Below are 23,928 nucleotides of genomic sequence, written 5' to 3'. Positions count from 1 at the left end.
ACGGATATGGCCACTCGGAATGACTTAGCGGCTGGTTGAGATGATCAGCGAGCGCCTGGCAACTGGCAAACTGGCGGCGAGCGCAGGAGTGCCCCGTGTCGAGTGCCATCCCCATGGAAAGCACCTCGGAACACACCGCTGATTGATCGAACACCTGTTCGATGATCGCATCCCAGCGGGCAGCCCTATGGCTCCGAAGTTCCCTCCGTAGCCGCCTCCGCCCGGGTCCGCGGGCTCAGCAGTGGCAGTACGGCCGCCAGGCACACGGCCGCTGTCGCTGCAATCAGCACACGGTAGTCGACAACGCCGATCACCGCCGCCGCTGCCATCGATACAGCTACCTGGGGAACATTGAGAACCACATGTGTTGCTGCCGCAGTCCTGCCCTGCATTCGGGCGGGCGTTTCGCGCTGGCGCAGCGTGACAAAGGAGATGACTGCCCAGGGAGCACTGATACCCAGCAATACCGTGCCGCCGAAAACAACCGGCAGCGAGGGCGACGCCGTCAGGAGGACGCCCGCAGCCAGCACTGCCACGGAAAAGGCGATCGTGGTCCGGATGCCAAACCTGCGGATTACCCGGGAAGCAGCAAGGCCCCCAAGGACTGACATCGCCCCCTGCACGCCAAGCAGTACGCTGAGGAACTCAGGTGGCTGTCCCAGGCCCTGCTCGGTGGTGGCGAAAATGGTCACATTGATGACTCCCACAGCGCCAACCGCAATGGACATGGTGACGAGCGCCGGTCGAAGCAGCGGGTGGCGGGCCAGGAAGCGGAACCCCGCCGTCGTACTCTGCCAGAAGGTCTCTTCCCCATCCTCCGTGAAAACCGACTCCTTGATCCGCAGAGTGGTGAGTATGCCTGCGGCCATCACAAAGCACCCGCATGCGAGCAGCACCACGGATTCCATGCCCCACAGCGCCAGCATGCCGGCGCCCAGCAACGGTGAGACAATCCGCAGGCCCTGGTCAATGCTGCTGAGGATGCCGTTGGCGGGCGCCAGCAGCCGGTCCGCCAGCAGATCGCGGAGCAGGCCGGACTGCGCCGCAGCGGTGACATAGGACGAGTTCGCATAGACGAAGACCACCGCGTAGACCAGCCACAGCTGATCGGCATCGCGGACGGCGAGCAGGACCAGGACGACGGCGGCAGCGCAGATGTTGTTGATGATCACCAGGGGCTTGCGGCGGTACCGGTCAGCGAGCCTTCCGGTCAGCGGAGACAGGAGCGCCGGCAACCCCAGTGCGGCGAAGACCAAACCGGCGGCCGCGTCGCTGCCCGTGAGTTGTTTGACCCAAATCGCCGCCGTCAGGTACAGGACGGAGTCACCGAAATTGGAGAACAGCCAGGCCAGGGCCAGACGACGGAACGCCGGGAGACTGAGGGCCTCACGGTTGGTGCCAATATCGGTGACGGAGGATCCGGAAGCTGCGGGGCTCATGCGCTGCCGCCCGCGGGTGCAGACTGTTGCCCGGCTGCGCCCGGCCGCCCATCCGGATCAACGTTCAGGACGGTGAGCAGCTGCACCGGAACTGATCCCTCGGGGCGCTGCTCCGGGTGCTGCCAGCGGCCGTCAAATCTGCCGGCCAGCTCCCAGATGTCATCGCGCAGCTTTCGGATTTCCTCGTGAGTGGCATAAAAGCTGGAGTTGGAGATGGTTGCCACGTCCATGTCCTCAAAGGGCAGCTGGGGCGCGCGGCGGAGCCAGGACTGGATGCGGTCCAGCTGCCGGTTCACATGGATGGCCGCCATTGTGGAGAGTGCATGCACTGAGCCGGGGATGCTTCGGTCGGGCACATGGGATCTCCCCCGGGACAGAACCTTCCACGGCTTCTCCCGGCCAGTCCTGCCGGCCTGTTCGATGTAGCCGTGCCTGGCCAGCATGCGCAGGTGATAGGAGCAGCTGGCAACGGATTCACCCGTCGCCGCCGCGCACTCTGTTGCCGTTGCCTGCTCAACGTCGTCCAAAAAGTCCAGCAGCTCAAGCCGCAGCGGATGGGCCAGGGCCCTGATGCGGATTGGATCCGCGATGACCTCCTCCCCGGCCCGCGCCGCATAGCTCCCCGTACGCGAGGTAGAGGGGCTGTCGGGGCCGGAGGCATCGCCGTTGTCGTTCGGGGCAGGAATCATGCCCACAGTGTGCATTCTAAAGAACGCTTTAGCAAGGGATGTTTAGGACCGCCGGATGGGAGAGGCGGTGGCGACGGCCAGGCACAGGCCCCTGTCGTGGCGTACCCTCGGCAGAAAGGGGGTGCAGGTATGCGGCGAATCGGAAGTCTGGCGTTGGTCCTCGGGGCGGCGGCTTTGCTCGTCGTCGTGGGGCTGACGGCGGCGGGCCGGGACGCCGCTGTGGTGGTGAACCTGTTGCTGACCTGCTTCTGGGGCGCGCTCGCCGTGGGTTTGACGGTGCGCCTGATCCTTGCGGTGGCACGCGGGCAATCGGTGCGGAGAGAGCTGCGGCCGGTGGCCGATGCGGCAGCTGTCTACAGCGAGCTCCTCACCTCAACTCCCCCGGCGGCAGCAGAGGCACGCAAGCTGCCCTCGCCCATCGGAGACGACAGGGAATCGTCAGCTGGCCACCCTTGACGACTTCCCGCCCGGGAGGCAGTCTGGTGAATTCATCAGGGGCTTTCAAAAGCAGCATGCTTCGAAACCGGGGAGACAGATGAGGTCAATGGTGTACCGCGGACCGTACAAGGTCCGGGTCGAAGAAAAGGACATCCCGCGGATTGAACATCCCAATGACGCCATTGTGCGTGTGACAGCATCCGCGATCTGCGGATCTGACCTGCACCTCTATCACGGCATGATGCCGGATACCCGGGTGGGGACCACCTTTGGGCACGAGTTTGTGGGGGTGGTCCATGAGGTTGGCTCCTCGGTGGAGCACCTGAGCGTCGGCGACCGGGTCATGGTTCCCTTCAACATCTACTGCGGATCGTGCTACTTCTGCGAGCGCGGGCTCTACTCCAACTGCCACAACGTGAATCCGAACGCCACCGCAGTCGGTGGCATCTACGGGTACTCCCATACCTGCGGCGGGTACGACGGCGGCCAAGCCGAATTTGTGCGGGTCCCGTTCGCGGATGTGGGACCCACGCTGATTCCGGACTGGATGGACGAAGAAGACGCGGTGCTGCTTACTGATGCCCTCCCCACCGGATACTTCGGTGCCCAGCTGGGTGGTATCAGCGAAGGCGACACCGTCGTCGTCTTCGGTGCCGGCCCGGTGGGGCTGTTTGCGGCCAAGTCGTCCTGGCTCATGGGCGCCGGCCGGGTCATCGTCGTCGATCACCTGGAATACCGGCTGGAGAAGGCCCGCACTTTTGCGCACGCGGAGACCTGGAACTTTGCCGAGTACGAGGACATCGTGGTGGAAATGAAGAAGACCACCGATTACCTCGGTGCCGATGTGGTGATCGATGCGGCCGGGGCTGAGGCGGACGGCAGCTTCCTCCAGAACGTCACTGCCTCTCAGCTGAAGCTGCAGGGCGGGTCGCCGGTGGCCCTGAACTGGGCGATTGACTCGGTGCGCAAGGCAGGCACGGTGTCAGTGGTGGGCGCCTACGGCCCCATTTTCAGCGCGGTAAAATTCGGTGACGCCCTGAACAAGGGCCTGACCCTGCGGATGAACCAGTGTCCGGTCAAGCGGCAGTGGCCGCGGCTCTTTGAGCACCTCCGCAACGGCTACCTCAAACCCAGCGACATCATCACGCACCGCATACCCCTGGAGCATGCAGCGGAGGGCTATCACATGTTCTCCGCCAAGCTCGATAACTGCATCAAGCCGCTCCTGATCCCCAGCGCGTACTGAAGGCGAGGAAACAATGTCCGAAACACCGAGCACGCCGTATCTCGCCGGACAGGGACAGCGAAAAGTCAGCAGTGATCAGTTGCGGCAGCGCATCCCCGGCTGGGGCGCCGATCTGGATCCCGGCGACCGGCCCTCTGTCCCGAAGGAACGGATGGACCTGCCGACAGGCGCACACTGGGACTTCCCGGAACGGCAGGAGGAAAGGCAGCCGCGCGAACGTTCCATCGAGCACCAGTTCCTGACCCCCGTGTTCGGCACCTCCGTTCCGTTGAAGGGCCTGTCGGGTGCAATGCGCCGCTATGCCTACAAATACAGTGAGGCGCGGGCGGCCCACTGGCTCATCCTGATCGCCGCAGACCGGGTCGACGCCGGCGGCAGCCACCTGCGTTCCTTCCTCACCCTGCACCCGGACAATCCCCTCACCGAAACCGGGATCCTGAGCGAGTTCACCCGTCACGGAATTTCCTCCCGGTTCGGCAAGAAGCGCGCAGATCTCAAGGGGCAGGCGCTGGCGCCGGTGTTCGTGGCCGGACCGTGGATCCTGGCCGCCGCCGCCGTCTTTGCCGCTGCCCGGGTCCTGGCCCGGGCAGCCCGAGCAGCTCGGAACCGGTCAGTCCGGCCTAGTCGGGTTGGGCCCGTTCGGGTTGGGTTCAGTCGCGCCGCCGCCCGACGGCGGGCCCTAGGCTGCGCCCGACCCTAGCCGCCCGACGCCGCCGCCCGCCCCTAGGCGGCCCGTCCGAGCTCCCGGAGTACTTCGGACCGCACCCGTGCGGGCTCGGCGCCCAGGGCCCTGAGCGTGCGTGCTGCCAGGTCGTTGTCCCCGGCCACCATCCCCAGCAGGAGGTGCTCGGCACCAATGACTTTGTCCCCCAGGGCAATGGCCTGCCGCAGGGACTGCTCCAGGACCGCCTTGGCCGAAGCGGTAAACGGAATGTGTCCTCCGCTGCGCCGGCCCAGCAGGCCCGAACGCCGATGCCGGGGCTGGTCCAGGGCGCCGGGGCCGAAGCTGGCTTCAGCACTTGTGCGGATGGCTTCCAGATCCACGCCAATGGCCTCGAGCGCCTGCGCGTCGGCGGCCCCGAGCCCCTGGGCCCGCTGCGCCACGGCATCATGCCCGATGCCGAGCCGGTGCAGGGCCCTGGCGGCAGGATTGTCCCCGCCGTCAAGGATGCCGAGCAGAAGGTGGTCGGCGGTAATTTCGTGGTCTCCCAGCTGCCTGGCCTGCTCCTGTGCTCCAATCACGGCCGCACGGGCTGCCGGTGAAAAACGTTCAAACATCGTGTTCTCCTCTCTCCGCGGACACTCCCACGCGCCCCGCGTGTTTTTTGTGCACTGCCTGTTTGGAAACTCCGATGGCGGCGGCGATCTCCGCCCACGACCAGCCCTGCCTCCGGGCGTTCTGCACCTGAAGGAATTCCAGCTGCTCCACCAAGCGCCGCAGGGCCGCCACCGCACGCAGCCCGACGGCGGGATCCCGACTTGTTCCGTTGCCGATGAGGTCACTTTCTGGTTCCATGCCGTCAGCCTAGGTTGACGGCATCGGCGCGTCAACCCTTGTTGCCAAGTGAATCCGTCCGTCTTCAGGGCCGGCCGGGGCGCCGACCGGCTGCCGGCCGTGATGCCCGAAGCTGCCTGCCAGAATGGAAGGCATGAATGAGCCCCGCGGACACCAGCCTTCCCCGGTCCGCAGCGCAATGTTGGGGGCACTCTTTGTGCTGGCCGCATCGGTGCTGTGGGGCACCACCGGAACAGCGGCGACCTTCGCACCGGATGTCGGTCCGCTGGCCATCGGCGCAGCCGCCATGGGAATCGGCGGGGTGCTGCAAGCCGTGACCGCGGTTCCCCTGCTCCGGGCCGCCCGCCTTTCCCTGCACGCCCACCGCTGGACCGTGCTCCTGGGCGGCGGCGCCGTGGCGGTCTATCCGCTGGCCTTTTACTCATCGATGCACCTGGCCGGAGTCACTGTGGGCACCGTGGTCAGCATCGGTTCGGCTCCGCTGGCCTCGGCAGTGCTCGAACGCATCGTTGATGGCCGGCGGATGACCCTTCGCTGGGTGGCGGGAGCAGGTGTCGCGATCGCCGGAACAGTGCTGCTGTGCCTGGCGGAGGCCACGGCGGCAGCGGGCGACGACGGCGAACGGCAACCGGACGCCGTCGTCGCCGGCGTCCTGCTGGGGCTGGTGGCGGGTGCCACCTACGCGCTGTATTCCTGGACCGCTCACCGGCTGATGAATCGGGGAATCCCGTCCCGTGCGGCGATGGGAGCGACCTTCGGCACCGGCGGGCTCCTGCTGATGCCGGTCCTCACGCTGACCGGTGCCCCGCTGCTGGCCTCCGGGACCACCGCGGCTGTGGGTCTTTACCTGGCGCTGGTGCCGATGTTTGCCGGCTATCTGTTCTTCGGCTGGGGACTGGCCCGGGTCCTGCCCAGTACGGCGACCGCCATCTCGCTGGCGGAGCCGGTGGTGGCGGCGGTGCTTGCCGTCGTCATTGTCGGCGAGCGCCTGATCCCGGCGGGCTGGACGGGTGCGGCGCTTGTCCTGGCCGGGCTGCTGGTTCTCATCCTTCCGATGCGGCGGCGACTCCCCGCATCCGGCGCCAACCACTCGGAAGCCAGCCGGCAGCACCGCTAACGGCGTCATCCGTCTTTGACTTTGGGCCTCCCTTACCGTGGGATGGCATCATGACGAAGAATTACCGCATTGCCCTGATTCCCGGCGACGGAATCGGCCATGAAGTCCTGCCTCCAGCCCGCGCCGTGCTCGACGCCGTCGCGCGCCGCCACGGGATCAACCTGACCTACGACGAGTTCGACTGGTCCTGCCGCCGGTACCTGGCGGAAGGAGCCATGATGCCCGAGGACGGGCTGGACTCCATCCGCGGACACGATTCCATCCTGCTGGGCGCGGTGGGCTGGCCGGGGGTGCCGGACCACGTCAGCCTGTGGGGGCTGCTGATCCCCATCCGGCGCGAGTTCCGGCAGTACGTCAACGTGCGGCCGATCAAGGTCCTGCAGGGAGTTCCCAGCCCGCTGCGTTCCGAACTGACCGATCCCGGGGTCGACTTTGTGGTGGTCCGCGAGAACAACGAGGGCGAGTACTCGGAGATCGGCGGCCGCCTGAACCGCGGACTGCCCTCTGAAATGGCCATTCAGGAATCGGTGTTCACCCGGCAGGGCGTCACCCGGATCCTGGACTATGCCTTCGATCTGGCCGGGCAGCGCCGTGGCGTGCTGACTTCGGCGACCAAGTCCAACGGCATCATCCACACCATGCCGTTCTGGGATGAGCTGGTGCGTGAACGCGCAGCGGACTACCCCGGGGTGCAGTGGAACTCGGAGCATATCGATGCCCTGGCGGCCAAGGTGGTCCTGAATCCGTCCCGCTTCGACGTCATCGTGGGATCAAACCTCTTCGGTGACATCCTCAGCGACCTGGCAGCGGCGATTGCCGGCAGCATCGGGATTGCCCCGTCCGCCAACCTGAACCCCGAGCGGGAGTACCCCTCCATGTTCGAACCGGTGCACGGGTCAGCCCCGGACATCTTCGGGCAGGGCATCGCGAATCCGCTGGGCGCCATCTGGTCCGCCTCCATGATGCTGGATCACTTGGGCCACCCGGAAGCCGGAGCCGAGGTGCTCGAGGCCGTCTTCGGCGTGCTGGCCGACTCGCCGGTCCGGACCCGGGACCTGGGCGGCACCGCCGGCACCGAGGAATTCACCCGTGAGATCCTGGCCCGGATCGGGTCCGGAAGCACGGTCTGACCTCCTAGGCGGACTCCGGCGGTACGGAGGAGAGCTTCAGGGCATCGATCACCGCGGCCGTGACCTCCTCCGTGCCGGCAGTTCCGCCCACGTCCCGGGTGCGGATTCCGGCGGCCGTGACGGCCTCGATGGCGGCTTCCACGCGCCGGGCGGCGGCCGGAAGCCCCAGGTGGTCAAGCATCAGGGCGGCGCTGGCGATGGCGCCGACCGGATTGCTGATGCCCTGCCCGGCGATGTCCGGCGCCGAGCCGTGCACCGGTTCAAACATTGACGGAAACCTGCGCTCCGGATTGAGGTTGGCGCTGGCCGCCAGGCCCAGGGAGCCGGCGAGCGCCGAACCCAGGTCGGACAGGATGTCCGCGAACAGGTTGGAGGCGACCACCACCGAGAGGTCTTCCGGGCGCAACACGAACTTGGCGCTCATGGCATCCACCAGCACGCTTTCCGTCCGGACATCCGGATAGTCCCGGGCGACCCGCTTGAACACGTCGTCCCACAGGACGGAGCCATACTGCTGGGCGTTGGACTTGGTCACGCTGGAGACCTTGCGGACGGCGCGGGTGCGCGCCAAGTCAAAGGCGAAGCGGATGATGCGCTCGCAGCCCTTCTCGGTAAACAGGGCTGTCTGTACTGCCACCTCATTGCCCGGACCCCGCCCGGACAGGTTGCGGCCGCCCAGTCCGGCGTATTCACCCTCGCTGTTCTCGCGGACCACCACCCAGTCCAGCGGCACCCTGTCGGCCTTCCGCAGCGGTGATTCGATGCCGGGCAGGAACCGCACCGGACGAACATTGGCCCATTGGTCAAAGTTCTGCGTGATGTTCAGCCGCAGCCCCCACAGGCTGACATGGTCCGGAACGTTCTCCCAGCCGACGGCGCCGAAGTAAATGGCGTCAAACCCGCGCAGCAGGTTCAGCCCGTCCGGGTCCATCATGACCCCGTGCTCGGCATAGTATTCCGACCCCCAGGGGAAATCTGTCCAGTCGAAAGCAAAGGGGCCCTGCGGCCCTAAGCCCGGAGGGGAGCCCGGCCCGGATGCCGCGCCCGGTTCTTCAGCCACCGCGGACTGCTCCGCCACAACGTCCAGCACCTGCCGGCCCGCCGCGATGACTTCCTTGCCTACGCCGTCTGCCGGAATCGATGCGATCCGGTACACCCGCTGCTCAGGCATGCCCTGCTCCCTTCTTTCCGCACGCATTCGACTGCCCGCTCCCACTACACAGCTCCCGGACAGGCAGCGTCCAAGACCGGATCCGGATCCGTTGCATAGGTGTTCTCTATCCGTGCTGTCCGCTGGCCGTACGCCTCCCTAGCCGTGCGCCGCGGCAGGAACCGTCTCCGTTGCGGCGGCCACGGCGAGGAACGCGAGTGCGGCCGGGGTCAGCTCGGCGGCCCGGCTCAGGGCAGAGATGTGCAGGAGCGTTTCGGGCTCAAGCCGCACCGTCCGCAGTCCCGCCTGCCGGGCCAGCGGAGCCCACGACGACGGCAGGACGGCATGGCCGATTCCGGCCAGGACCAGCGGCAAAATTGACGTCCGGTGTGCCACTTCGACGGCGATTTCGAGATCAACGCCGTTGGCCAGGGCTTCATCCACAGCCCACCGCATCAGCGACCCGCGCTGCGAGACGATCATGCGGTGGCCGGAGAGCTCCTCCCATCCGACGGCTTCTCCGCCGGGCAAGGCATCCTCCGGATTGAGGACCAGCATCAGCGGCTGCCGGCCCAGATGCAGGACATCAATGTCAGCGGCTCGGAACGGCCGGTCCGAGCCCAGCAGCCCAACTTCGGAGCTTCCATCCCGGACGGCAGCGACGACGTCGTCCTGGGTGAACGCTGCGTCAACGTTGACGGTGATCGTGGGATGGGTCCGGGCGTAGGCGGTGATGATCGAGGTCAGCGGCTCAATGGCCGGCGAGGGCATGGCTATGACATCCAGCCGTCCGCGGCGCATTCCCTTCAGCTCGTCGATCGCCGCGCGGGCTGCCTCCAGGTCGCGGACGACGACGCGCGCCGGTCCCACCAGCTCCCGGCCGGCCTCGCTGAGCACCACGTTGCGCCCCACCCGGTGAAACAGCGGAACGCCCAGGTCGCGTTCCAGGCTCTTGATCGTCTGGGACAGCGAGGGCTGGGCGATCAGCAGCCGTTCCGCGGCCCGGGTGAATCCCTGATGGTCAACGACAGCGAGAAAGTACTTCAGGTGCCTGACGTCCACGAAAGCTCCCTTGCATTCGGGTGGACCATTTCCGGTGCGCAAACTATTGGTTTCTCCTATGGGTGAGTAGACAACAGGTTGTGGACGCGGCACAAGGCGCTGCTGCATAGTGAACGCATTCAACGAGGAAGGACCAGGATTGTGTATACGCAGCAGCCGGCTCCAACCGAAGATCCGGGCGCCCCGCAACGAACCGATGTCCGCGCCGCACTCCTGGGCGGAACCACTTTCCGCAGCCTGAGCGAGCAGACACTCTCTCCGCGGGAAGAGAAATTCGAACGGACCCGGCAGACGATCGGCCTGTTCCTGGCCCCCGTCGTCGCCGTCGTCTTCGCCTTGCTCCCCCTCAACCTGGAACGCCAGCAGCATCTGCTGGCCGCCGTGCTGCTGGGCGTGATCATCCTCTGGATCTGCGAGCCGGTGCCCATTCCGATTGGCGGGCTGATCGGCGTAGCGGCCATTGTCATCCTCGGAGTTGCTCCGGCCAGCGCGGTGCTGGCGCCATTCGGATCGACAACCATTTTCACGTTTATTGGGGCGTTCATCCTGGCGCAGGCCATGCTCAAGCACGGCATTGCCCAGCGGCTCGCCTTTGCGGTGCTGTCGATGCCGGGGGTCGGCAAGTCCACCTACCGTGTGGTCATTGCCTTCGGCGTGATCACCTGCATGCTCTCGGCGTTCGTCTCCAATACGGCGACCGTGGCCATGCTGATGCCGACGGCGCTGGGCGTGCTGGTGGTCATCGCGCAGCTGATGCAGGACCGCGGCGTGGTCAAGACGGACTTCGATCCGCTGCGGCTGCGGATCGGCGCCGCCCTGCTGCTGATGCTCGCCTACGGGGCCAGCGTGGGCGGACTGCTTACCCCGGTCGGGTCGCCGCCGAACCTGATCGGCCGCGGGCTGATCGAGGAAGCCACCGGAGTCCGCATTTCCTTTGCCCAGTGGATGGCCATCGCCGCCCCCGTGTGCCTGGCAATGTTCGTGGTCCTGGCCCTGGTCATGCTCCTGCTGAACAAGCCGGAAATCCGCCGGCTGGAAGGCGTCGAAGAGTACGTGCGGGAGCAGCGGGAGGCCCAGGGCAAGATGTCCCGCGCCGAGGTCAATACGCTGATCGCCTTCGGAGTGACCGTCACGCTCTGGCTGGCGCCGGCCGTGGCGAGCCTCATCGGCGGCACCGAGTCCGAGGCCTACATCTTCCTCGACGACCGCCTCGACGAAGGAATCGTTGCGGTGCTGGGCGCCTCGCTCCTGTTCATCCTTCCGGTCAACTGGAAGCAGCGGCAGGCCACGCTGACCTGGTCGGACGCGGCGAAGATCGACTGGGGAACCATTCTGCTCTTCGGCACCGGCATTATCTTCGGTGCGCTGCTGGCAGAAACCGGGCTGGCGGAAACCATCGGAAAGGGCGCCTCGGAAAACCTGAACATCACCAACGTCGTTGCCATCACGGTGTTCTCGGCCGTCCTGGCCATCATCATTTCGGAAACCACGTCAAACACTGCTTCAGCCGCCGTGATTGTGCCGATCGTGATCCCGCTGTGCCAGGCGATCGGCGTTGATCCCTTCGTGCCCGCCCTGGCCGCCACTTTTGCCGCCTCATTCGGATTCATGCTTCCCGTCTCCACTCCGCAGAACGCGATCGTCTACGGCACCGGTGCCGTGCCCATCACCCGGATGATCCGGACCGGCCTGTTCTTCGACGTTCTCGGTGCCATCCTGATCATCACGATCGTGCCGGTGATGATCGCCGTCGTGGGTATCGGCGGTTAGGGCCGGGCGTTCACGCGGGGTCCGGCACAGCCCAGCCGGTGCGCGACAGAACCTCGGCAGCGACGTCGGTTGCTGTCCGGCCGTCCGTGGGAATCCGGTGGACCCAGGCCGGGGTGTGCAGCTCCAGGGCGGCGGCGGCTTCCCGGCTCCGCAGCAGGTGTTCCTGCAGGGCGGAGCCGGATTCGCGCCCGGCCAGCCGGCGCTGCACGGTTTCGTCGGAGCCGCACAGCAGCACGGCGCAGATGCTTGGGCTGCCGCCCATGGCGGCTGCCAGTTCGGCCGTTTCACGGACCGAGACCGTGTTGGTGTAGATCAACCGGCGGTAGCCCAGGGCGCGGTAGTTCTGCCACATCACGGCAAGGTTTTGGGCTGCCAGGCGGCGGTCCCAGGGAACCGGATGTTTCCACGGAGCCGGATGCGCCAGGTCGAGGTTGTCCCCCTCAATGACGGCGTGGCGCACATCCAGCGCGGTGAGCAGGGAATGCAGTTCAAGGGCTGCGCTGGTTTTGCCCACTCCGGAGCGGCCGCCGAGGAAGAGCACCGCTGAGTCGGCCCCTGAGATTCCGTTATCCATCTGTTTCCCTTGTTCTTTGGACCCGCCGCCGCCAGAATCTTTCCAACCTTTTGCACCGCTACGCGGTGCACTGATGCTGAGAGGACCAGCCATGCCCCACATCACGGTAGGTACGGAGAATACCGGAGACATCGAGCTCCACTACGAGGACCACGGGTCCGGACAGCCTGTGTTGCTGATCCACGGCTATCCCCTGGACGGGGATTCCTGGGAACGCCAAACCCGGGCCCTGCTCGGCGGAGGCTACCGCGTCCTGACCTACGACCGGCGCGGCTTTGGACGCTCCAGCCACCCCACCACGGGTTATGACTACGACACCTTCGCCGATGACCTGGACGCGATCCTCACCGAGCTGGACCTGCAGGAGGTGGTGCTGGTCGGGTTTTCCATGGGCACCGGGGAGCTTGCCCGCTACGTGGGCCGGCACGGAACCGGCCGCATCAGCAAGCTGGCATTCCTCGCCTCGCTGGAACCATTCCTGCTGCAAACCCCGGACAACCCGGCTGGCGTGCCGGCCGAGGTCTTCGAGGGCATTGCCGCGGCCGCACAGGCCGACCGCTACGCGTGGTTCACCAATTTCTTATCCGACTTCTACAACCTTCCGGAGAACCTGGGCACCCGCGTCAGCGAGGAGGCGGTGCGTGGGAACTGGAATGTGGCCGCCGGCAGCGCCCCGCTGGCCGCTTACGCCGTCGTGCCCTCCTGGATCACGGACTTCCGCGCCGACGTCGCCAAGGTGGGCGACTCGGGACTTCCGGTACTGATCCTGCACGGAACGGCAGACAAGGTCCTGCCCATCGATTCCACGGGACGGATGTTCTCAGCAGCCCTGCCGAAGGCACGCTACGTGGAAATCGAAGGCGCACCGCACGGCCTGCTGTGGACCCACACAGATGAAGTCAATGCGGCCCTGCTCGATTTCCTCAAGGACTAGCTGTAACTCAGCCAGGTACTGCGAACAGGTGCCCGGCCGGAACCGACCCTGCTTCTAGCCGGTGATCTTGTACTTTTTCCGGTCTTCTTCGTCCAGGATCAGCTGTTCCTCAACGGTCATGGCGCTGCCGCCGCGACTGACGGGCATCCACCACGCGCCGGGCTCGGGGGTCTCCGGGTACGTGTCGATGCAATGGTCCATGCCGTCCTGCAGGGTTCGCTGCAGCCGTTCGGTTTCTTCGATCACCGGAGCATCAGGGGCCACCCGGATCATCGGGCTGACGTGCATCCGGACCGGTGTTTTCCAGACAGACTTCCGGCTCAGGCCGTGACCGCCGCGGGTGAGCATCCGGTGCCCGCCCCAGACCGAGATCGGGATGATCGGCACTCCGGCTTCGGCTGCCATGCGGACCGCTCCGGTCTTGAGCTTGCGGACGCTGAAGCTGCGGCTGACTCCGGCTTCGGGCAGTACGGCCAAATATTCGCCGCGGCGCAGGGCCGCCACCGACTCGGCGTAGGCGGCGGCGCCGTCGGACCGGTCCACGATGATGTGCTCGCACATCTGGCAGACAGCGTTGACGAACGGTTTGCGGGCCGCCTTCTTCGTGACCAGGAACCGCATGTGCGCCTTGAGCTTTTTCCAGACCAAGTACTCAGCAAACACGAAATCAAGGTAGCCAAAGTGCGTGATGGCCACGACGGCACCCTTGCCGGGAACCACCTTCCGGTTCAAGCCGGAAATCTCCTCATCTGCCGGCAGATTCTCCAGGCCGGAGGGAAGAACGGGAACACGGAACAACTTGATCGACAACACGCCTGTCAGGACGATGGTGCGGTAGACGTACTTGTTGGGGGAAAACTTCAACGTCATCTCCTGTTTGCGTATTCCGGCGGGCCTCGATTCTATCGGTTCTGCAGCGGCTCTGCGGAACGGGCTTCCGGGGCCTGCGGGCCATTTGGCCCCGCCGCCCTGTCCCTCCAACCGCGGCGCGCGGTTATGGTTGGATATGGCATGGCGAATCCTGGCCCGGGCGCGCAGCGGCGGCGGTGCGGCAGCGGTCGCGGCGACGCAGACGGCAACCGCGGCAGCCGCCCCGGATGAGGCGGAAACCCTTGACGCGCGGTTGGGCGTGACGGATTGGGCAGTACACCCGGAGGGTTCCCGCGCAGCCTGGTTCCGGGCGCCCAGCGGCGATCTGGCACTGCTGACGATGGGCGCCGAAACCGATCCCCCGGTTGTTCTCGTTCCGGGAGTCATGGGGTCCAAGGAGGATTTCTCCCTGATGCTGCCGGTCATTGCAGCAGCGGGATACTTCGTCCTCAGCTATGACATGGCCGGGCAATATGAATCAGCGGTAGCGGGCCCGGAGCAGCTGACGCCGCCGGGAACCCGCTACGGATATGAACTGTTTATTAATGATCTTGTGGCGCTCCTGGAGTCCCTGGGCGAGCCGGCGCATCTGCTGGGATACTCGTTCGCCGGAATAGTCGCCCAGATGACCCTCGTCCGGCGCCCGGACCTCGTCCGTTCACTGTGCCTGCTGAGCTGCCCGCCGGTTCCAGGGCAGAGCTTCCGCACCGTCAGCCGGGTGGGCAGGTTCAGTCCGCTCGTCAACGACAAGATGCATGCTGACCTGATCATGTGGGGCATCCGCCGCAACTTCGTGCGGGTACCGGAGCCCCGGATGAAATTCATTCGCCGCCGGTTCGAGTACACGAGGAAGCAGTCGCTGCAGGATGTCGTGGCACTGATGAAGCAGTCCCCGGACCTGCGCGGTCTCCTGGCTGCTGCACCGCAGCCCAAGCTGGTGGCGGTGGGCCGCGCTGATGTCTGGCCGCTGCACCTGCACAAAGCCCTGGCGGATTCGATCGGAGCCGGGTTTGCCGTTTACGGAACCGGTCACGCGCCCTGCGAGGACGCCCCCCACCAGCTCAGCCGTGACCTTTTGGCGCTGTATGCGGCGGCGGAGTAGCCTTCCGTCCGGCCCGGCGCCGGTGCCGCAGCCGGTGCCGCTCGCGGAGCCGGCGTCCGGGAGGCTCGGCCCGGAAATCAATGTCGAACGTTTGGTAGGCCCGAAGGATGCGGCTGCCCAGGCCGCGCCAGCTGTAAAAGGGGCGGGCGGAGACCCCGACACGCAGCCGGGGATCATAAATAACCGACATGTCCGGGCGGATCTGGTAGCTCAGGTCAAGGTCATCGTGCACCTCCGACCGGTCGCGGTGGACACGGTTCCGGAGGGCGGCCCACATCGGCGCGGGCAGGGCGAAATTCGATCCGAACAGGGGCGGGTGGCCCAGCAGCAGCCCGACCGCGCGGATGTATCCCCCGATATAGATGTTCCGGGCCACCCAGCAGGTGAAGCGGCCGGCGCCGTAGAAGTCTCCCGGACCGGTCACCGCCGTCAGCGGGCCGGACGAGGCGAGCCGCATTTCCACGCGTTCCAGCCACCGGGGCGGCGGAACCGAGTCGGCATCCAGCCGGGCCAGGATTTGGCCGCCGGCGGCGTCGAACCCTGCCGCCGTCGCACCGGCGATGCCGGGCACTTCCTGGTACACGCGGCGCACTCCCGCGGACGCGCAGACCGCGGCGGTGTCATCGGTGCTGCCGTTGTCCACCACCACGATTTCCTCCGGCGCCCGGGTCTGGCGGTCCAGGGCGGCCAGGCAGGCAGCCAGCATCGGGGCGTCGTTGCGGACCGGGATGACCACCGAGATAGTTGGCATGGTGCTCCGACTGTAGCGGGAGGCTCCCCGGCGGGACCATGGTGCGGGCCCACCGGGGAACGGGCGGCGGCGGATTGCTCCCGCACGCCGGCCGCGGGCTCAGCGCCCTCGGCGGGTGGGGTCAGCGGACGTTCGGGTGCTGGTAGACGTCGGGAACGCCGTCGCCGTCGTCGTCGGTGTTTTCCTCGTCCTCGATCGCACGGTAGTGGCGGTTGCGGCCGGTCAGCACCAGGGCGGCCAGCAGGGCTGCCAGCACAGAGGCGGCCAGGATGCCCACCTTGGCATGGTCATTGGGCAGGGTGCCCTGTCCAAAGCTCAAGTCAGCGACCAGCAGCGAAACGGTGAAGCCGATGCCGGCCAGCACCGCAACGCCGAAGAGGTCGATCCACTTGAACGAGGTGTCCAGCCGGGCGCTCGTGAGCTTCGTCAGCAGCCAGGTGGTGCCCAGGATGCCGATCGGCTTGCCCAGCACCAGCCCGGCGATGATGCCTAGGGCGACCGGATCGGCCAGCGAGGAAACAAAGCCGTTCCAGCCGCCCACCGCCACGCCGGCGGAGAAGAAGGCAAAAACGGGGACCGCAAAACCGGCGGACAGCGGGCGGAACCGGTGCTCGAAGATTTCGGAGAGGCCCGGGCCGGCCTCGGGTCCGCCGCTGGCCTTGCTGCGCAGCACGGGAACAGCGAAGCCCAGCAGCACACCGGCAACGGTGGCGTGGATCCCGGAGGAATGCACCAGCGCCCAGACGACGACGCCGATCGGCAGCAGGATGAACCACGCGGCGGAGGCTTTCAGGCGGAAGAACCGCCGGTACTTCTGTGCGAGGAAGGTGTAGAGTGCCAGCCCGGCGAGGGCCAGCAGCAGCGGCGTGACCTTCAGTTCCTCGGTGTAGAACACGGCAATGATGGTGATGGCCAGCAGGTCATCAACGACGGCCAGGGTCAGCAGGAAGATCCGCAGGGCAGACGGCAGGTGCGAGCCGATGATGGCCAGCACGGCCACGGCAAAGGCAATGTCGGTGGCCGTGGGAATGGCCCAGCCGGAGAGGGTTTCCGGGCTGCCGAGATTGACGGCGGCGTAGATGGCGGCCGGGACGATCACGCCGCCGGCCGCTGCCGCCACGGGAACGATCGCCTTGCTGAAGTTGCGCAGATCGCCGGCGACGAATTCCCGTTTAAGCTCCAGGCCCACCAGGAAGAAGAACACGGCGAGCAGGCCGTCGGCGGCCCAGGTGCCCAGGCTCAGTTTCAGATGCCACGGTTCGTAGCCGATCTCAAAGTCGCGCAGGGCGAAATAGCTGCCGGAAATCGGTGAATTGGCCCAAATGATGGCGATGACGGCGGCTGCCACCAGCAGCAGGCCGCCAACGGTTTCCTTGCGCAGGATCTCGCCGATGCGGAGTTTTTCGGTGTAGCTGCCGCGGCTGAAGATGCTGGGGCCGCCGGAAGTGTTCGGGGCGTCGCCCGGGCCCGAAGCTGCTTCCGGGGAGGTGTTGGACTGCATGGGTGCTCCTGAAAAAGCGGTCGACAATGTTATTGCCGACCAGACTTCCCGGCGCACCTTCGCTCCACCTTACGGGACATGCCCCCGAACCCGGAAAAACGCTGTGGACGGGGCCGGTCCGTGTTCCGGAACCATTCCTGTCCCGGCTACTCCGTTTTCCGGGCCCTGCTGGGCTGGACCCGCATCGGTTCGCCGGGCATCTTGGGATAATCCGGCGGAAACGGCTTCTCGCCCAGCCCGTTGTCCAGGTCCCGCTGCCACCATTCCAGCAACACCTCGATGCTGCCCGGGCTGGCACCCATGTCCGCCCACGGGTCCCCCACCGTGCGCAGCCGCTCCGGAACGGTGCGGATGGTGAAGTCCCGCGGATCGGCAGCTTCCAGTTCGTCCCAGCCCAGCGGGGTGGACACCGGTGCGTGCGGCAGCGCCCGCGGGCTGTAGGCGCCGGCGATGGTGCGGTCCCGGTTGGCCTGGTTGAAGTCCACGAAGACCTTTTCCCCGCGCTCCTCCTTCCACCAGGCGGTGGTCACCTGGTCCGGCATTCGGCGCTCCAGTTCCCGGGCGGCGGCGATCACCGCGTGCCGGACGTCGAGGAACTCGTGGGCCGGGCTGATCGGTGCGTAGACGTGCAGGCCGCGGTTGCCCGAGGTCTTGATGAACGCCTCCAAACCGGCCTCCGCCAGGACCTTGCGCAGTTCGACGGCGGCGGGGACGGCGTCGTCGAACCCGGTGCCGGGCTGCGGATCCAGGTCTATGCGCAGCTGGTCCGGGTTGTCGGTGTCCTCCGCCCGGGACGGCCAGGGGTGGAAGACCACGGTGTTCATCTGCACCGCCCAGACCACGGCGGCGGGCTCGTCGAGGACGAGCTGCGGATGGGCGCGGGCGCTGGGATAGGTGACGGTAACGGCCCGGATGAAGTCCGGGGCGCCCTTGGGCGGGTTCTTCGAGAAGAACTGTTCGCCGTCGACGCCGTCCGGAAACCGTTGCAGCGAGACCGGGCGGTCGCCGTTTGCTGCGATGAACGCATTGCCCACCTCGGCCACATAGCGGGCCAGATCGAGCTTGGTCAGCCCCATTTCGGGCCAGAGGATGCGGTCCGGACTGGAAATGCGCATTTCCCGCTCGCCGTGCGGACCAGGGACAGTGAGGGTGGTTGCTTTGCCGGCCATGGCGATAACCTACTCCGGATTTTCCGGAGCGTCACGCCTGCGGCCGGCGTCAGGCGGGAGTGCCCGTTGCAGGCTCGGCGCCGCGGCGGTAGCGCTTGTGCCCGTGGACAAAGTGGTAGAGCGCCGTGGTGGCCACGATGCAGCCGGCCAGCAGCCAGTACATGCCGTGGAAGCCGGTTACGGGGATCAGCGCGCCCAGGACCAGCGGACCCAGGCCCACCCCCGCGTCCATCATGATGAAGTACGTGGAGGTGGCCAGGCCAATGCGGTGCGGCGGCGCCATGGTCACGGCGATGGCCTGGCCGGTGGGGACCAGGGCACCGAAGCCGATGCCGACAAACACGCCGGCGGCGGCGAGCACAAAGGCGTTGGGCGCCCAGGCCACCAGGGCCAGTCCGACGGCGAAGGACACCAATGTGGGATAGATGACTGCGTTGTCACCGTAGGTGTCCTGCAGCCGGCCCATGAAGAGGCGCGATACCAGCACGACGGCGGCATACACCAGGAAAAACGCGCTGGCGGCCGCCACCAGGTTCTCCGACTTCGCGTAGGAGTTGATGAAGGTCAGGATGCCGGCGTAGGACGCACCGGCGACAAACATGATGGAGGCAATGGGCAGAGCCGCCGGATCCAGGATGTCGGTAAACCGCAGCCGCCATTTGCGGGCCCGTTCCGCCGGGGTCGGCGTGCGCTCGGGGAGCTTCAGCATCAGGGCGACGATCAGCGCCAAGGCGGCGCACGCAGCGCTGGCCAGGAAGAGGAAGTCATACGTCATGCTGTCCACGATCAGCACGGCGAGGAAGGGCCCGACGGCGGTGGCCAGCGTGGTGGAGATGCCGAAGTAGCCGGTGCCCTCGCCGCGGCGGTGAACCGGAATGAGCCCCATGACGGACGCGGAAATCGAGGTGCTGGCCGCACCAAACGCCGCGCCGTGCACCAGACGGATGGCCAGCAGTCCGGCAAAACTGTCGGCCAGGGGGTACAGCAGCGCCGCGGCGGTGAAGAGAGCAAGGCCGCCGAGCAGCAGCTTCCGCCGCCCGATGAAGTCCAGGAATTTGCCGCTGAAAATCCGGGCCACCAACGCGCCGACGACGAAGGATCCGGAGGCGAAACCCGCGGAGCTGTCCGAGACGGAGAACTGTTCCACGGCGTACAGCGCCATGGTGGTCATCAGCAGATAGAACACCAGGAACACGAAGAAATTGGTGATAATTGCGAGGACAAACCCCGTGGTCCATAGTTTCTGACCGCCGCGCGTCACCAGGTACTCCTCTGAATGTGGAAATTTTCCGGTTCCGTTCGATTGCCGGACCGGCGCAACTACGTTACGCCTGTCCACTTGTTGAACAAAAACCGGGCCGGTCGCCGGAGACCCCGGCGCCGGTGCATTCCCTGTCCTGAGCCTGCGCAGGATTGCCGGACCCTGTCAGCGGGCAGCGCCGGAACCTAAGCTGGGTTCAGCCGGTGCGCTGTCCCGGGGGCCGTGCGCGCCGCCCGTTGTGTGGGCCTGCGAAAGGACCGGAAGTTCGATGAGGAATCCCTATCAGCCGGCGTGGTGGACCAACGCCGTGGTGTATCAGATCTACACCCGGAGCTTCGCCGACAGCTCAGGCGACGGTGTGGGTGATCTCACCGGCATCATAAACCGCTTGGACTATCTCAGGGAGCTGGGGGTGGACGTCCTTTGGCTCTCGCCCATCCACGAGTCCCCCCAGTACGACAACGGCTACGACATTAGCAACTACCGGCGGATCGACGAGTTGTACGGTACCGAGGAGGAGTTCGACAGGATGCTGGCCGAAGTGCACCGGCGCGGCATGAAGCTGATCATGGACCTTGTGGTGAACCACACCTCCGATCAGCACTCGGCTTTCAAGGTCTCTTCGTCCTCGCGCAGCAACGAGTCGCGGGACTCCTATTTTTGGCGTGATCCCCGGCGCGGGTTCTCACCCGATGAACCAGGTGCCGAGCCCAACAACTGGGGCTCGATTTTCGGCGGGAGCGCGTGGACCTACCATCCGGGAACGGAACAGTATTATCTGCACCTGTTCAGCCCCCACCAGCCGGACCTGAACTGGGAGAGCACGCGCGTGCGCCGGCGGGTCTACGACATGATGAACTGGTGGCTGGACCGCGGCATTGACGGGTTCCGCATGGACGCGATCAACTTCATCTCCAAGCGGCCCTCCCTGCCTGACAGTCCGGTGGGTGCCGGAGGGATGTACGCCAACGGCGCCCCCTCCTATGTTTCCGGCCCCCGGGTGCATGAGTTTCTGCAGGAAATGATGCGGGCCGTCTTCAATTACCGGGACACCGATTACCTGGTGGTCGGGGAAACCGACGGCGTCACCGTGGATGAGGCTGTGCTCTTCACCGATGCGCTGCGCGGCGAACTGGACATGGTCTTCCAGTTCGAGCATATGCGCCTGGACCGCGGACCCGGCGGCAAGTGGGATCCGCTGCCCATGCGGCTGCAGGACCTGAAAACCATCTGGAACCGGTGGCAGCGCTCGCTGTCGGACCGGGGATGGAACAGCCTGTACCTGGGCAACCATGACCAGCCCCGGGCGGTCTCCCGTTTCGGCGATGACACCGAGTACCGCTACGAATCAGCCACCCTGTGGGCAACGCTGCAGCACCTGCAGCGCGGCACGCCCTATATCTACCAGGGCGAGGAGATCGGGATGACCAACGCCGGGTTCACTTCGCTGGAGCAGTACCGCGACCTGGAGACACTGGCCTACTACAATTTCGCGCTCACCCGCGGCGTGAGCCGTGACCACATCCTGGCCACCCTGAACCGGGTCAGCCGGGACAACGCCCGCACACCCATGCAGTGGGATGACGGGCCGAACGCCGGCTTTACCACCGGCACGCCCTGGATCGATGTCAATGCCAACTACCGGACCGTCAACGCCGCGGCGGACCGGGCAGCGGAGAAGTCGGTGTTCCGCTATTACCAGCGGCTCATTGCCCTGCGCCACGCTTCTCAAGTGGTCTCGCTGGGCGACTTCGAACTGATGGATCCCAGCGACCCGGTGCTCTTTGCCTTTCGGCGCCGGCTGGGAAATGAGGAACTGGCAGTGATGTGCAATGTCTCCGGTGGACTCTTGATGGTGCCGACCTACCTGAACCGGCATCAGCTGGTGCTCGGCAACTACTCGGAGCCGGGTGATCCGGACGTGCTGCGGCCCTGGGAAACGCGGGTCCACAGCCTGTCCTCCGCCTGATGGCAGTTAGCCGTCCCTAATCGGCGCTAGCGCCGGATGGTGCGGCGCTTGCGGGCCTCGTTGACGGCGGCAGTGCGGTTGTCCACGCCCAGCTTCTCGTGAATGTGCACCAGGTGCGTTTTTACGGTGGCTTCGGAGATGAAGAGCTGCCGGGCCATGGCGCGGTTGGACATGCCGTCCGCGATCAGTTCCAGCAGCTCCAGCTCACGCGGGCTGAGGGTGGTTTCCGGGCTCCGCAGCTGTCCGAGCAGGCGCCCGGTCACCTGCGGGGCCAGAGCCGTGCGTCCTTCGGCGGCTGCCGCCACGGCGCTGCGGATCTCCTCCGGTGCCGCGTCCTTGAGCATGTAGCCGGCAGCTCCGGCATCGATCGCTGCCAGGATGTCGGCGTCGCTGTCATATGTGGTCAGGATCAGCGGATCTGCCGGCACCGACACCGCCGCGCTGGACGACGCCGGACGCACCACGCTGCGCCGCGGCTGGCGGCCTTTCAGTCGGCGCGGGGTCCGTTGGCGGCGTAACAGTTCCATTCGGCGAGTGACGCGGCGATCACGACGAACCGATCATCGAATGAGTCCGCGCGGTAGTCGTCGCCCAGATTATGCTCCCGGGCCACAGTGAAAGCGCGGCGGTAGTCGGCGGTCGGGTCGATCACAAAGCGGCGATCAGGGCCATGCCGAACGACGGACCAGCGGGTGTCCGGCGCTGCGGCAGCAGCGGCGTCGTGGTCGTAGTAGTCGACGGGCATCCCGAACCGGCCATCCCATTCCACGTCCGCCAGCGCCACTTCCGGCGGCAGCTCGGCGGAGCGGGCGATCCGCCAGTCTCGGACAGCAAGGTCATGGTCATCGACGGTCAGTGCAACGTGGGCGCGGATGCGCCGGTTCAGCGGCATCACTTCGGCGAGTCTGCGCGGGGCGAGGTTATGAGGCTCCGTCAGCAGCAGCCCGGCGTCAGTGGCCAACGCGAAGATCTGGGATCCGTCGGCAGCCGCGCGAGGCTCGATCCGGCGGAGAGTGGTCGTTATTTCCAAGGCTCCTTCCTTCCAGCAAATAGGGGCGACGGGTCGGCGGTTCCCTGGCCGGGGCGGCGGGCGTTGCCGCCGGCAATGGTCAGCATCATGACGCCCCAGTTCGATAAACGTCTTCATCTCCGCAAGAATTCCCTTCCGTGTGGGTGGCTGGGCAGCCCGGAATCGGGGACTGTTAGCGCTCACAGGTAAACTCGTGAATCGCAGTGCACGCAGGACGCATTCCGGGCAGTTCCCAGGACACCGGGGATGACCCCGCCGCCGACAGGAGCCGGACATGACCAATCCACCAACCACCCCCAACGGGCAGATCATTGTGCTCGAAGCGGGGCGGTACTCGGCAGGCATCGCGACGGTGGGGGCCGGAATCCAGAGCCTGCGCTTTGGGGAGCGGGACCTCGTCCTGCCGTTCGATCCGGATCTGGTGCCGCATGCCTACGCAGGCAAGACGCTGGCTCCCTGGCCCAACCGGATTGATTCCGGAACGTACAGCTTCCGCGGCGCGGAGTACTCGGTTCCTGTGAACGAGGCGTCCACCGCAACCGCCCTGCACGGCCTGGTCGTGTGGGCGGACTGGACGGTGGCCGCCCGCTCAGCCAACGCCGTCGTGCTTGAACACACGCTGCACGGCCAGCCCGGCTATCCGCACCAGCTGCTGCTGCGCGCGGAGTTCACACTGAATGCCGAGACCGGACTGACCCTGGTGGTGGAAGCGAGAAATGCCGGCCGCACCGCGGCGCCGTACGGAGTGTCCTCGCATCCCTACCTCACAGTGGACGGCGCTCCGGTGGATGACTGCGAGGTGGCCTTCACGGCTTCGCACGTGCTGATGACCGATGACCGGCTGCTGCCCCTGGAACTGAAGGAAACGGCAGGCACCGAGTTCGACTTTGCGCATCCCCGGACCCTGGGCACCATGAGCCTGGACCACGCCTTCACCGGCCTGCCCGCCCTCTGGCACGTCACCCTGCGGAACCCCGCTACCGGTGCCGCGAGCGTCCTGGCTTCGGCGGGCGGGACGGGCGGGTCCAACTGGCTGCAGGTGTATTCCGGGGAGGAACTCGGCCGGCGCGGCATGGCGGTGGAACCCATGACCTGCCCGCCGGATGCCTTCAACACCGGCACGGACCTGGTGATCCTGGAGCCGGGCGACCGCCATTCTTTTTCGTACTCCATCAGCGCCGGGTAGCCTTTTCTCTTCCCCGCCTCACCG

Annotated in this window: 23 protein-coding genes and 1 pseudogene; 10 read left to right on the top strand and 14 right to left on the bottom strand. The window is 66.3% G+C overall.

Translation table 11 applies throughout. The features are described from left to right. Positions 1-185: 185 nt before the first annotated feature. Together QNO00_RS00775 and QNO00_RS00770 are read right to left on the bottom strand one after the other, a co-directional pair. Positions 186-1,439 carry an MFS transporter gene (locus tag QNO00_RS00775; RefSeq protein WP_284023283.1) on the bottom strand — a complete coding sequence of 418 codons (1,254 nt, stop codon included), beginning with the start codon at positions 1,437-1,439 and terminating at the stop codon, positions 186-188. Beyond that, the gene (locus QNO00_RS00770) at positions 1,436-2,128 is read right to left on the bottom strand and encodes a winged helix-turn-helix domain-containing protein (protein WP_284023282.1); all 693 of its coding nucleotides are present in this window, start codon (positions 2,126-2,128) and stop codon (positions 1,436-1,438) included. The genes QNO00_RS00775 and QNO00_RS00770 overlap by 4 nt, the downstream gene beginning before the upstream one ends. Before the next feature lie 129 nt (positions 2,129-2,257). Between QNO00_RS00770 and QNO00_RS00765 the strand changes: the two genes are divergently transcribed. The 3 genes from QNO00_RS00765 to QNO00_RS00755 all read left to right on the top strand — a co-directional run bounded on the left by QNO00_RS00765 (position 2,258) and on the right by QNO00_RS00755 (position 4,512). Next, positions 2,258-2,584, top strand: coding sequence for a hypothetical protein (locus tag QNO00_RS00765; RefSeq protein WP_229965859.1), 327 nt, complete (start codon positions 2,258-2,260; stop codon positions 2,582-2,584). Between the two features lie 79 nt (positions 2,585-2,663). Further along, the gene (locus QNO00_RS00760; RefSeq protein ID WP_284023281.1) at positions 2,664-3,812 is read left to right on the top strand and encodes a zinc-dependent alcohol dehydrogenase; all 1,149 of its coding nucleotides are present in this window, start codon (positions 2,664-2,666) and stop codon (positions 3,810-3,812) included. 13 nt (positions 3,813-3,825) lie between these two features. Further along, entirely contained in the window at positions 3,826-4,512 is a 687-nt protein-coding gene (locus QNO00_RS00755; protein ID WP_502862910.1) for a hypothetical protein, read from the top strand. Between the two features lie 23 nt (positions 4,513-4,535). Here QNO00_RS00755 and QNO00_RS00750 read toward each other — a convergent pair whose 3' ends face one another. Together QNO00_RS00750 and QNO00_RS00745 are read right to left on the bottom strand one after the other, a co-directional pair. After that, on the bottom strand, positions 4,536-5,090 hold the full coding sequence (locus tag QNO00_RS00750) for a Clp protease N-terminal domain-containing protein (protein ID WP_284023280.1): 555 nt from the start codon (positions 5,088-5,090) through the stop codon (positions 4,536-4,538). Continuing rightward, the gene (locus QNO00_RS00745; RefSeq protein WP_284023279.1) at positions 5,083-5,328 is read right to left on the bottom strand and encodes a helix-turn-helix domain-containing protein; all 246 of its coding nucleotides are present in this window, start codon (positions 5,326-5,328) and stop codon (positions 5,083-5,085) included. The genes QNO00_RS00750 and QNO00_RS00745 overlap by 8 nt, the downstream gene beginning before the upstream one ends. Positions 5,329-5,461: 133 nt before the next feature. Here QNO00_RS00745 and QNO00_RS00740 point away from each other — a divergent pair, with 133 nt between their 5' ends. Continuing rightward, on the top strand, positions 5,462-6,445 hold the full coding sequence (locus QNO00_RS00740) for a DMT family transporter (RefSeq protein WP_284023278.1): 984 nt from the start codon (positions 5,462-5,464) through the stop codon (positions 6,443-6,445). A gap of 50 nt (positions 6,446-6,495) precedes the next feature. Next, the gene (locus tag QNO00_RS00735; protein ID WP_284023277.1) at positions 6,496-7,575 is read left to right on the top strand and encodes a tartrate dehydrogenase; all 1,080 of its coding nucleotides are present in this window, start codon (positions 6,496-6,498) and stop codon (positions 7,573-7,575) included. A gap of 4 nt (positions 7,576-7,579) precedes the next feature. Here QNO00_RS00735 and QNO00_RS00730 read toward each other — a convergent pair whose 3' ends face one another. Both QNO00_RS00730 and QNO00_RS00725 read right to left on the bottom strand, forming a co-directional pair. Further along, positions 7,580-8,746 (bottom strand): isocitrate/isopropylmalate dehydrogenase family protein, encoded by a 1,167-nt coding sequence (locus QNO00_RS00730; protein WP_284023276.1) that lies wholly within the window; start codon positions 8,744-8,746, stop codon positions 7,580-7,582. A 138-nt stretch (positions 8,747-8,884) separates the two neighbouring features. After that, a complete protein-coding gene (locus QNO00_RS00725; protein ID WP_284023275.1) occupies positions 8,885-9,787 on the bottom strand; it encodes a LysR family transcriptional regulator in 903 nt (300 codons plus the stop codon). 141 nt (positions 9,788-9,928) lie between these two features. Between QNO00_RS00725 and QNO00_RS00720 the strand changes: the two genes are divergently transcribed. Beyond that, a complete protein-coding gene (locus tag QNO00_RS00720) occupies positions 9,929-11,557 on the top strand; it encodes an SLC13 family permease (RefSeq protein WP_229965868.1) in 1,629 nt (542 codons plus the stop codon). A gap of 10 nt (positions 11,558-11,567) precedes the next feature. Here QNO00_RS00720 and QNO00_RS00715 read toward each other — a convergent pair whose 3' ends face one another. Next, positions 11,568-12,131 carry a hypothetical protein gene (locus QNO00_RS00715; RefSeq protein ID WP_284023274.1) on the bottom strand — a complete coding sequence of 188 codons (564 nt, stop codon included), beginning with the start codon at positions 12,129-12,131 and terminating at the stop codon, positions 11,568-11,570. Between the two features lie 91 nt (positions 12,132-12,222). Here QNO00_RS00715 and QNO00_RS00710 point away from each other — a divergent pair, with 91 nt between their 5' ends. Beyond that, the gene (locus QNO00_RS00710; protein WP_229965870.1) at positions 12,223-13,065 is read left to right on the top strand and encodes an alpha/beta fold hydrolase; all 843 of its coding nucleotides are present in this window, start codon (positions 12,223-12,225) and stop codon (positions 13,063-13,065) included. 54 nt (positions 13,066-13,119) lie between these two features. On the opposite strand, the gene QNO00_RS00705 is transcribed toward QNO00_RS00710, so the two are convergent. Further along, positions 13,120-13,935 carry a lysophospholipid acyltransferase family protein gene (locus tag QNO00_RS00705; protein WP_229965871.1) on the bottom strand — a complete coding sequence of 272 codons (816 nt, stop codon included), beginning with the start codon at positions 13,933-13,935 and terminating at the stop codon, positions 13,120-13,122. 136 nt (positions 13,936-14,071) lie between these two features. Here QNO00_RS00705 and QNO00_RS00700 point away from each other — a divergent pair, with 136 nt between their 5' ends. Next, entirely contained in the window at positions 14,072-15,037 is a 966-nt protein-coding gene (locus tag QNO00_RS00700; RefSeq protein ID WP_284023273.1) for an alpha/beta fold hydrolase, read from the top strand. Here the strand turns inward: QNO00_RS00700 and QNO00_RS00695 are convergent. The 4 genes from QNO00_RS00695 to QNO00_RS00680 form a co-directional block, all read right to left on the bottom strand. Then, positions 14,997-15,788, bottom strand: coding sequence for a glycosyltransferase family A protein (locus QNO00_RS00695; protein WP_284023272.1), 792 nt, complete (start codon positions 15,786-15,788; stop codon positions 14,997-14,999). The two genes, QNO00_RS00700 and QNO00_RS00695, sit on opposite strands and share 41 nt — an antisense overlap. Positions 15,789-15,909: 121 nt before the next feature. Continuing rightward, the gene (nhaA, locus tag QNO00_RS00690; protein ID WP_229965874.1) at positions 15,910-17,289 is read right to left on the bottom strand and encodes a Na+/H+ antiporter NhaA; all 1,380 of its coding nucleotides are present in this window, start codon (positions 17,287-17,289) and stop codon (positions 15,910-15,912) included. A gap of 146 nt (positions 17,290-17,435) precedes the next feature. Continuing rightward, complete coding sequence (gene ligD / locus QNO00_RS00685; RefSeq protein ID WP_284023271.1) at positions 17,436-18,458, bottom strand: non-homologous end-joining DNA ligase; 1,023 nt, start codon at positions 18,456-18,458, stop codon at positions 17,436-17,438. Positions 18,459-18,507: 49 nt separating this feature from the next. Further along, positions 18,508-19,719, bottom strand: coding sequence for an MFS transporter (locus QNO00_RS00680; protein WP_284023270.1), 1,212 nt, complete (start codon positions 19,717-19,719; stop codon positions 18,508-18,510). A gap of 268 nt (positions 19,720-19,987) precedes the next feature. Between QNO00_RS00680 and QNO00_RS00675 the strand changes: the two genes are divergently transcribed. Then, positions 19,988-21,688: an alpha-glucosidase gene (locus QNO00_RS00675; RefSeq protein WP_284023269.1), complete on the top strand. Its 1,701-nt coding sequence runs from the start codon at positions 19,988-19,990 to the stop codon at positions 21,686-21,688. 26 nt (positions 21,689-21,714) lie between these two features. Here the strand turns inward: QNO00_RS00675 and QNO00_RS00670 are convergent. Next, positions 21,715-22,113 (bottom strand): annotated as a pseudogene (locus QNO00_RS00670) (LuxR C-terminal-related transcriptional regulator); the annotation flags it as partial. 62 nt (positions 22,114-22,175) lie between these two features. Next, on the bottom strand, positions 22,176-22,718 hold the full coding sequence (locus tag QNO00_RS00665; protein ID WP_284023268.1) for a hypothetical protein: 543 nt from the start codon (positions 22,716-22,718) through the stop codon (positions 22,176-22,178). A gap of 274 nt (positions 22,719-22,992) precedes the next feature. Here QNO00_RS00665 and QNO00_RS00660 point away from each other — a divergent pair, with 274 nt between their 5' ends. Further along, the gene (locus QNO00_RS00660; protein WP_284023267.1) at positions 22,993-23,904 is read left to right on the top strand and encodes an aldose-1-epimerase; all 912 of its coding nucleotides are present in this window, start codon (positions 22,993-22,995) and stop codon (positions 23,902-23,904) included. Positions 23,905-23,928: the final 24 nt, after the last annotated feature.

It is taken from the genome of Arthrobacter sp. zg-Y1219, from assembly GCF_030125545.1.
GTDB lineage: Bacteria > Actinomycetota > Actinomycetes > Actinomycetales > Micrococcaceae > Arthrobacter_B.
This window is presented reverse-complemented; position numbering and strand designations above follow the sequence as displayed.

Bases quoted from the DNA above. Each gene is read 5' to 3' on its own strand.
- QNO00_RS00675 (WP_284023269.1), top strand. From the start codon at position 19,988: ATGAGGAATCCCTATCAGCCGGCGTGGTGGACCAACGCCGTGGTGTAT.
- QNO00_RS00715 (WP_284023274.1), bottom strand. From the start codon at position 12,131: ATGGATAACGGAATCTCAGGGGCCGACTCAGCGGTGCTCTTCCTCGGC.
- QNO00_RS00745 (WP_284023279.1), bottom strand. From the start codon at position 5,328: ATGGAACCAGAAAGTGACCTCATCGGCAACGGAACAAGTCGGGATCCC.
- QNO00_RS00660 (WP_284023267.1), top strand. From the start codon at position 22,993: ATGACCAATCCACCAACCACCCCCAACGGGCAGATCATTGTGCTCGAA.
- QNO00_RS00740 (WP_284023278.1), top strand. From the start codon at position 5,462: ATGAATGAGCCCCGCGGACACCAGCCTTCCCCGGTCCGCAGCGCAATG.
- QNO00_RS00730 (WP_284023276.1), bottom strand. From the start codon at position 8,746: ATGCCTGAGCAGCGGGTGTACCGGATCGCATCGATTCCGGCAGACGGC.
- nhaA (WP_229965874.1), bottom strand. From the start codon at position 17,289: ATGCAGTCCAACACCTCCCCGGAAGCAGCTTCGGGCCCGGGCGACGCC.
- ligD (WP_284023271.1), bottom strand. From the start codon at position 18,458: ATGGCCGGCAAAGCAACCACCCTCACTGTCCCTGGTCCGCACGGCGAG.
- QNO00_RS00695 (WP_284023272.1), bottom strand. From the start codon at position 15,788: ATGCCAACTATCTCGGTGGTCATCCCGGTCCGCAACGACGCCCCGATG.
- QNO00_RS00700 (WP_284023273.1), top strand. From the start codon at position 14,072: ATGGCATGGCGAATCCTGGCCCGGGCGCGCAGCGGCGGCGGTGCGGCA.
- QNO00_RS00760 (WP_284023281.1), top strand. From the start codon at position 2,664: ATGAGGTCAATGGTGTACCGCGGACCGTACAAGGTCCGGGTCGAAGAA.
- QNO00_RS00775 (WP_284023283.1), bottom strand. From the start codon at position 1,439: ATGAGCCCCGCAGCTTCCGGATCCTCCGTCACCGATATTGGCACCAAC.
- QNO00_RS00710 (WP_229965870.1), top strand. From the start codon at position 12,223: ATGCCCCACATCACGGTAGGTACGGAGAATACCGGAGACATCGAGCTC.
- QNO00_RS00765 (WP_229965859.1), top strand. From the start codon at position 2,258: ATGCGGCGAATCGGAAGTCTGGCGTTGGTCCTCGGGGCGGCGGCTTTG.
- QNO00_RS00735 (WP_284023277.1), top strand. From the start codon at position 6,496: ATGACGAAGAATTACCGCATTGCCCTGATTCCCGGCGACGGAATCGGC.
- QNO00_RS00755 (WP_502862910.1), top strand. From the start codon at position 3,826: ATGTCCGAAACACCGAGCACGCCGTATCTCGCCGGACAGGGACAGCGA.
- QNO00_RS00750 (WP_284023280.1), bottom strand. From the start codon at position 5,090: ATGTTTGAACGTTTTTCACCGGCAGCCCGTGCGGCCGTGATTGGAGCA.
- QNO00_RS00770 (WP_284023282.1), bottom strand. From the start codon at position 2,128: ATGATTCCTGCCCCGAACGACAACGGCGATGCCTCCGGCCCCGACAGC.
- QNO00_RS00705 (WP_229965871.1), bottom strand. From the start codon at position 13,935: ATGACGTTGAAGTTTTCCCCCAACAAGTACGTCTACCGCACCATCGTC.